This window comes from Siminovitchia fortis (genome assembly GCF_003605365.2).
In the GTDB taxonomy this organism is placed as follows: domain Bacteria; phylum Bacillota; class Bacilli; order Bacillales; family Bacillaceae_C; genus Siminovitchia; species Siminovitchia fortis.
The window spans coordinates 38,274-45,452 of record NZ_QYTU02000033.1 but is presented as its reverse complement, the minus strand read 5'-3'; the positions used below and the strand labels follow the sequence as shown (position 1 = coordinate 45,452).

Genomic DNA, 7,179 nt, shown 5'->3' with positions numbered 1-7,179 from the left:
CGAGAAGCGTGAAGTCTGCTAGTCGATAGGCGCTGGAGCCAGACGCGGCACTAAGTGACAAATAACCTGAGCATTTTATAATTTCCTTAACAGCCACAAAATCCCCCGTGCTTGCGGGGGATTTTAAAATTGCCATTCAGCCAACGAATTCAATACATATGACGGCTGTTTTTCTTTCATCTCCAAAGCTTCTTTTGTCGTTACGCCTGTATGGACGAGAAGCGTGTCCATTTTAATATTAATGCCTGCCAAAATGTCCGTATCGTAATTATCGCCGACCATGAGCGTCTTTTCTTTAGGAGAGCCAAGTACTTTTAAAGCCTGCTCCATAATGATGGAGTGTGGCTTGCCTATGAATATGGGCTCCGTTTGAGTCGAAACAGACACAACAGACGTGATCGCCCCGTTCCCCGGTAGCAATCCTTTTTCCGTCGGCAGCGCTGTGTCGCCATTCGTGGAAAAGAACAAGGCTCCGTTCCGGACGAAAAGGCAGGCTTTCGCCAGCTTTTCATATGTTATTTTACGGTCAATTCCCATAATGACCGCCTCCGGATCCTTGTCTGTCAGATTGAGACCTTTTTCTTGCAAGGCGGATATAAGCCCTGTTTCCCCAATAACATAAACTGACGTATCAGGATGGTTTTCATATAGATAATCTGCCGCTGCCATGGAGGTTGTAAATATATCCTCCTCTTTCGCCTCAATTCCAAAATGATTTAAATGATCAGCCACTTGACCGGGCGTTTTCGAGGAATTATTAGTGACAAATAAGTAGGGAATTCCCTTTTTATTTAAACGGGCTACAAACTGAGCAGCCTCAGGAATACTTTCTTTGCCCCGGTACATTGTGCCGTCCAGGTCAATCAGATAGCCTTCATACTTTTTCACCGGAAACCCCCTTCCAAACATCACTTTTTAAATGCTGATACAGGCCCCAATTCGTTTGTTAAATAATCCCTCACTTTTGGCGCAAATTGTTTAAGGGCGTTGATTTCTTCCTTCAGCATCGATTGCACCTGTCCATGGTCAACCTCAATATATTGCTGTACAAGCATCTTACGAAAATTAATAACGGTTTTAAGGCTTTCGCTCATGTCATCTGTGATAACTTTTTCATCAGTAAGAATATCAATGATATCATCATAACTTCCCGGATCCCTCATGATAAAACCATCAATCATGGCATTGCCGGTATCAAGAATGGATTCGATGACGGTTTGCGCAATTCTTTCAAGCGCGGTTTTTTCAACGATTGACTCCCACTCTTTTTTCTCTTCAAACAGCTGGATCTGTCTTTCCATATACATCAAAGTTTTTTCTATTTTTTCACGATCAACAAAATACACGGTTCCGATTACCTCCATGAGTTATTATCACTATTTTATCAAATAAATGGGCGGTGGACGAATAGATGCAGCGGACAAGGGCAATTTAAACATAAAAAAGGTGGTCACTCACATGGATGAATCACGCCGGGACGGCGATCATCTCGACAAAGAGGAAATCACATATACAGATGTTTCCACTGTGGAAACACGCAGAAATTTCCTTATTCCTGAGGAGCTTCCCGAAGGATCTTTCGGGGCGCCGAAAGGAAAACATACTCGCGTTGAAAATAAATCCACTCCTTGGAAAGAAGGGCAGCGCCCTTACAGTGCTTTTAACTACGAATTCAAGTCCATGCACCAAAACAGGCCCCGGAAGTTCCCGGGTGCCCATCCGACACATGACGACCCAAACCGGGACACGGAACCGCCATACGAAGACAGCTGACCCGGCAAAAAATGGCCAAGACTTTGCTTGGCCATTTTTCATGGAACGGGGGTACAGGCACCTCCGCTTTTCTATTGTCCAGCTCCGGTGCCTATCGACTAGCAGACTTCCTCATCCTTCCTACGATAAGTCAACATCGGCTCCGACGCACAGGATGTGCTAGTGCAGGCGAAGCGACAGGACGTCGCTGCTTGAGCCTGCCTTCGTCGCCGTGTTGTCCGGCTCCGAGTGCCATCGGCTCGAGGTCATAAGCCAATCGCTGCTGAAGGCAAACTACGCCTTCTTCAGCGCTCGTCTTATGCTTGTCGCCGATAAGCAGGCACTCTCGCACTTCCTTATCCTTTATCTCGTCAGGACTCGTCCAGTCTGTACGTCGATAAACAGGCACCTCCGCTTTTCTGATTATTTATCCACCTTTCTCAATACAAAATACGCGCAGCCAAAGTTGCAGTATTCATAAAGATAATCCGATAAAGTGCTGATCTTTGTATCAAATGATGCCTTGTGGTTGTCATCTGAAAAAAAGCCCTTCAGGCGAAGCTGGCCATATCCCCAGTCACCGACAATGTAATCATATTTAATCAATATATCGCTGAAGCGGGCTCTTAACGCTTCCTCATTGAAGCCGTCCCTGAATTCTTCAACAAGCTCGTATTGCTTATTTTGTATCGCAACCAATTATCTCACCCGCTTAGTTTATTTCATCATCTTCTTTAAATTATAACTGAAACGGCAACAATTTCTAGTAAAAAAACTGCATTACCGCACATCCTACTATAGAGGAGGTGTATTTTTTGAAAACAGCAGGGGTTGCATCGATTGTCCTAAGCGTCATGATATTGGGTGCCTGTGCGGCTAATGAGCGCGAGACCGCAAATAATGATGCGGTTTACAAAGAAAGCGGGAACACGGTCAACAGAGATGACAGGCACGATTTATATAACCGTTCAAATAACAATAATAAATACGGCTTTGTGCGCGAGGTTAAAAGCCCGGTTCCGGGCGAGACAGCGGATATTGGACGCGGTGATACTTTGGATAGGGAAAAAACCGCCAGCATGATCAGCAAAATGACCGTTGCACTCCCAAATGTCCTCGACAGCAGTGTCGTGGTAACAGACGCGGAGGTATTGATTTCCTATAAGCTAAGCGAAACGGATAATAAAACGAGGTTTGAGACAGCTGACCAGGTAAAGAAAACAGCCATGTCTGTAGTTCCGCGCTGGTACCACGTATATGTTACAGATGATCCGGCTTTAAGGCAATATGTTGAAAATATCGGTTCCATTAATCCTTATACAGCGAATAAAAATAAAGCGATCACAGACACTATACGGATGATGAAAGAAAGTTCACCCCAAGGCCGAAAGGTAAGTGACACAGAAAATGAGAATGGGGAAACAAAAGAAGACCGAATGATCAACTCAAGATAGCCTTTATATGTGGCCCGTGATTTTCATGGGCCTGCTTGTTTTTCTGCAATGAAGAAAAGGAGGTGTCGGTTCATTTGAGAGTTATTTTACTCTTGGCGATCATGATATTTTTTTCGGGGATATCGGCTGAGGCAGGCGAAATGACGCAGTCTGAGATGTATGAAAAAAGAATGGAGCTGTATAAAAGGACAGAAATGACTACAGGAGTTCCATGGTTTTATATAGCTGCCGTAGACCAATACGAACGCAGTATCCGGCATGTCAGAAAAGATTTGCCGAAACCAGGCGGCCTGACCGGTATATACATTCAGTCCGAATATTGGAAAGGATTCGCCAATCCCGATGATAAGGATGTCAATCCACTGTCCATCAGTTTTTTCAATGGATTTGGACAGGATGGAAACGGCGATGGAAAAGCAGACCTCCATAATGAAGAAGACGTTTTATTTACAATCGGAAATTACCTGGCCCAATATGGGGTAGATGACACCAGGTTCCGAATTGCTTTATGGAATTATTACAAAAGAGATAAGACCGTCGGAGCCATTATGGCCAATGCGAAAGTTTATAGGAAAATAGGCCGGGTTAACCTGGATGAAAAAGCATTTCCCATCCCAAAAGGCTACAACTATACGTATCATAATACGTGGGGAGACCGCCGCGGATGGGGCGGTCGGAGAATCCATGAAGGAACCGATATTTTTGCCGGATATGGCGCCCCTGTCCGGGCAGTTGCTTACGGTGTTGTGGAACTAAAAGGATGGAATAAATTTGGGGGTTGGCGGGTTGGCATCAGGGATTTGAACAACACCTATCATTACTATGCCCACTTAAATGGCTTTGCCAAGGGTTTGAAAATTGGAGATGTTGTAAAACCCGGTGAGGTAATCGGCAGTGTTGGAAGCTCAGGATACGGGCCTCCCGGAACAGCCGGAAAATTTCCTCCGCATCTTCATTTCGGGATGTACAAGGACAATGGGATTAACGAATGGTCATTTGACCCTTATCCCCATTTAAAGGCGTGGGAACGGGCCGAAAATTCAAAAAAATGAAGCTTTGGGATGCGTACCCAAAGCTTCATTGAATATTTAAGCTCTTCTTTTTGCTTCCTTTGCCTTGGAGATTGCCAAAGCGACACTCGCTCCAAATCCTCCCCAAATAATAACAACTCCAATAATCATCATTGCAATTGCGCTGCCGCTCATTATCCTACCTCCCTTTCGTCAATCTCAGACTCATAATCGAGATCGTGGCCTTTCCATGGTTTCAATGACATCAGGATACCAAAGAACATTGCACCGAGTGCAACGGTCCATCCGTATTTAAACAGGAATTCACGCGGATAGTCGCCCCCGCCATAATCTCCGACAAGGTTTTGGCGCAGGTTGTCAAACATCATATAGCCGAGGACTACCGGAGTAATGATGGATAATGAAATTCTCCACCAGGCACCCAATTTGATATCAGAAACAGCATCTGCATAAGACTGAAGCGGTTTCAACTGTTTGGCAAACCATGCGATAAAGATTACCTCAAACAGGCCTGCCATCGCAACTCCAAATTGGTTAATGAAATAGTCGGCAACATCAAGCAGGTTCAAGCCGTTTTGTGTAGCGAAGGCAAGGGATACAATTGCAGTCAACCCGCCTCCGAACGTAACCGCTTTTGCTCTGGAAACATTGAATTTTTCCTGAATGCCCGCCATATACGTCTCAACGATTGAGATGAGTGATGTCAACCCCGCAAGTGCCAGTGATACGAAGAACAAAATACCAAAAACTTGCTGGAATCCGGGCAGCTCGTTGATGATAGTCGGAAAGACTGAAAATGCAAGGAGCACTCCGCCCTGTACAACCTCATTAACGCCGACACCCTGCTGCGCCGCCATAAATCCTAATGCTGCAAATACTCCGAAACCGGCGAGCAGCTCAAAGCCGGAATTCGCAAAACCCGTAATAAAGGCGCTGTTTGTAATGTCGGTTTTCTTCGGCAAGTAGCTTGAATAAGTAATCATAATAGCAAAACCGATGGATAAGCTGAAGAAGATTTGCCCGTATGCGGCAACCCAAACCTTTCCGTTTCCAATTGCACTCCAGTCCGGTTTAAAGAACTGATTCAATCCTTCAACCGCCCCATCTAATGTAAGGGCACGAATTACAATTACCGTAAATAATACGACAAGCAGCGGAATCATGACTTTGGTTGCTGCTTCAATACCTTTTTTAACACCTGCAAATAATATCCCCAATACGATGACCCAAACTAAAATAAGTGGAATTAGAACGCCGGGAACAAAGCTGCCCATGGAAGCCGTGTCGCCCACTTTCAAATAATCGGCAATCAGGAAGTTCGTTGTATCGCTGCCCCAATTCAAGTTAAAGGAAAAATAGGTATAGGCCAATGCCCAAGCAATGATGACGGAATAATATGTCGCGATAATGAATGAAATGCCGATCTGCCACCAGCCGATCCACTCTCCGCCCCTCCGGACCCTTGCCAGGGAAAGCGGTGCCGACCCTCTGTATTTGTTGCCGATGGTAAACTCCAAAATCAGCAATGGAATTCCTGCCGTGAGCAGGGCGAACAAATACGGAAGAAAGAATGCCCCTCCTCCATTATCATACGCAACAGCCGGGAAACGCCAAATGTTTCCAAGTCCAATCGCAGAACCTACAGCGGCAAATATAAAACCGGCTCTCGAACTAAATTGCGCACGATTCTCCATTTAAAATACCCCCTCTTTAAAATAAGTTTTTCTTGAGTAAAAAGTCTGAATATTATTCAAACTATAAAGATAGTATATCTATTCATTCTTATTTTGTCAAAACGAAATTATGCATAAACTCTATATAAATTTTATATTAAAACTATTTTAATATAAATAAAAAGGCAGCAAAAAGCTGCCTTCTACCTTCCAGGACTTTCTTCCATTACTGTCTGTTTTTGCGGCACTTTGTTTTTTCTCAAAGCCAGGGCAAAAATGGCCAACAGCAAGGCCACTGCAGCAAGTCCCATCAATCCATTATCCGTCAACCCCATGGCAACAAACCCCATACCCGCAATCAATGCCGATATCAAAGCATACGGAAGTTGGGTTATGACGTGGTCCATGTCATTAAAAATAATCCTTGAGACCACTATGGTGTCTTTGGTATACCCGGCGTACCCGGATATTGGATGGACGGGTTCATTGTCCCGCTGTTGTTCCAAAATTGCGGCACCTCACCCGGATATAATCCGATTGCAATCGGCACCTCTTGCTCTACTTTCGTCTGCTCTGTACCGAATGGGATAATGATTTGGACATTAACGCTGACACGGACAGACACTGTTACAAACATATTATTAATCGGATATTGCTCCACTTTCGTCTCCACATTCGTACTCACGCTGCCCACGGGAGTGAACCTGATTGGAATCCGGGGGCCAAGATTTCCCAGCAGAGCATTATGCGTCGCCTGGCCCAAAGGAAAAGAATATACAATCCCTTCCCCTTTTGCTGTTTCATCATATGAAAATTGCACACCCGTCTCCTCGTAAAATGAAGCCAGGTCTCCCGCTTCTGCCTGCCGTAAATTCATTTGGATCGCTTTGGAGATGTCTGCCTGGGTTTCATTGATAATGTCGGTCTTGAACTGGACAGTCTTTCCGCCAACTCCATCCGGAACAATCTCCGTAATCTCCCTTAAATCTTTTACCTCGGGAATGACATCCTTGACCGCTTTACTTACTACCATCGGCGCAATTTTACGGGTTTGGGACTCCGCATAGTTTAATAATGTCGGTTTAATCCCTTTATTCACAATCCACAATCCAGCGGCTGTGGAAAAAATAAAAAAAACAAATGATATTAACAGGACATAACGGAAAGGCAATGGCCCCCGCCGGTATTTGCGTGTACGAAATCGAGCCAATCATAATCCCCCCCTTATACAAACATATGCGTACAAGGGGGGGAATAGCGCACGTTTAT

The 7,179-nt window shown here is 44.8% G+C and carries 10 protein-coding genes; 3 read left to right on the top strand and 7 right to left on the bottom strand.

What is annotated here, in order from left to right; genetic code table 11:
• Positions 1–123: 123 nt before the first annotated feature.
• Positions 124–888, bottom strand: a complete 765-nt coding sequence (gene nucF / locus D4N35_RS13635) for a 5' nucleotidase NucF (RefSeq protein ID WP_208646306.1) — start codon at positions 886–888, stop codon at positions 124–126.
• A gap of 20 nt (positions 889–908) precedes the next feature.
• Positions 909–1,346 carry a DUF86 domain-containing protein gene (locus D4N35_RS13630; protein ID WP_120074584.1) on the bottom strand — a complete coding sequence of 146 codons (438 nt, stop codon included), beginning with the start codon at positions 1,344–1,346 and terminating at the stop codon, positions 909–911.
• 112 nt (positions 1,347–1,458) lie between these two features.
• Between D4N35_RS13630 and D4N35_RS13625 the strand changes: the two genes are divergently transcribed.
• Positions 1,459–1,773, top strand: a complete 315-nt coding sequence (locus tag D4N35_RS13625; RefSeq protein ID WP_120074582.1) for a cytosolic protein — start codon at positions 1,459–1,461, stop codon at positions 1,771–1,773.
• A 402-nt stretch (positions 1,774–2,175) separates the two neighbouring features.
• Here the strand turns inward: D4N35_RS13625 and D4N35_RS13620 are convergent, their stop codons facing one another.
• Positions 2,176–2,451, bottom strand: a complete 276-nt coding sequence (locus D4N35_RS13620) for a YutD family protein (RefSeq protein WP_120074578.1) — start codon at positions 2,449–2,451, stop codon at positions 2,176–2,178.
• 116 nt (positions 2,452–2,567) lie between these two features.
• Here D4N35_RS13620 and D4N35_RS13615 point away from each other — a divergent pair, with 116 nt between their 5' ends.
• Positions 2,568–3,206, top strand: a complete 639-nt coding sequence (locus tag D4N35_RS13615; RefSeq protein WP_120074576.1) for a YhcN/YlaJ family sporulation lipoprotein — start codon at positions 2,568–2,570, stop codon at positions 3,204–3,206.
• Between the two features lie 74 nt (positions 3,207–3,280).
• Positions 3,281–4,258, top strand: a complete 978-nt coding sequence (locus tag D4N35_RS13610; RefSeq protein WP_120074574.1) for a M23 family metallopeptidase — start codon at positions 3,281–3,283, stop codon at positions 4,256–4,258.
• Between the two features lie 36 nt (positions 4,259–4,294).
• Here the strand turns inward: D4N35_RS13610 and D4N35_RS13605 are convergent, their stop codons facing one another.
• From D4N35_RS13605 to yunB, 4 genes are all read right to left on the bottom strand, one after another.
• Positions 4,295–4,411, bottom strand: coding sequence for a methionine/alanine import family NSS transporter small subunit (locus D4N35_RS13605; RefSeq protein WP_120074572.1), 117 nt, complete (start codon positions 4,409–4,411; stop codon positions 4,295–4,297).
• Entirely contained in the window at positions 4,411–5,931 is a 1,521-nt protein-coding gene (locus D4N35_RS13600; RefSeq protein WP_120074570.1) for a sodium-dependent transporter, read from the bottom strand. The genes D4N35_RS13605 and D4N35_RS13600 overlap by 1 nt, the downstream gene beginning before the upstream one ends.
• A gap of 182 nt (positions 5,932–6,113) precedes the next feature.
• Positions 6,114–6,317 (bottom strand): hypothetical protein, encoded by a 204-nt coding sequence (locus D4N35_RS13595; protein WP_186306596.1) that lies wholly within the window; start codon positions 6,315–6,317, stop codon positions 6,114–6,116.
• 26 nt (positions 6,318–6,343) lie between these two features.
• Positions 6,344–7,120, bottom strand: coding sequence for a sporulation protein YunB (gene yunB / locus D4N35_RS13590; RefSeq protein WP_120074568.1), 777 nt, complete (start codon positions 7,118–7,120; stop codon positions 6,344–6,346).
• Positions 7,121–7,179 lie beyond the last annotated feature (59 nt).

Excerpts from the sequence above, each read along its gene's own strand:
- D4N35_RS13625 (WP_120074582.1), top strand. The coding sequence starts at position 1,459 with ATGGATGAATCACGCCGGGACGGCGATCATCTCGACAAAGAGGAAATC.
- D4N35_RS13600 (WP_120074570.1), bottom strand. The coding sequence starts at position 5,931 with ATGGAGAATCGTGCGCAATTTAGTTCGAGAGCCGGTTTTATATTTGCC.
- D4N35_RS13595 (WP_186306596.1), bottom strand. The coding sequence starts at position 6,317 with ATGGACCACGTCATAACCCAACTTCCGTATGCTTTGATATCGGCATTG.
- D4N35_RS13605 (WP_120074572.1), bottom strand. The coding sequence starts at position 4,411 with ATGAGCGGCAGCGCAATTGCAATGATGATTATTGGAGTTGTTATTATT.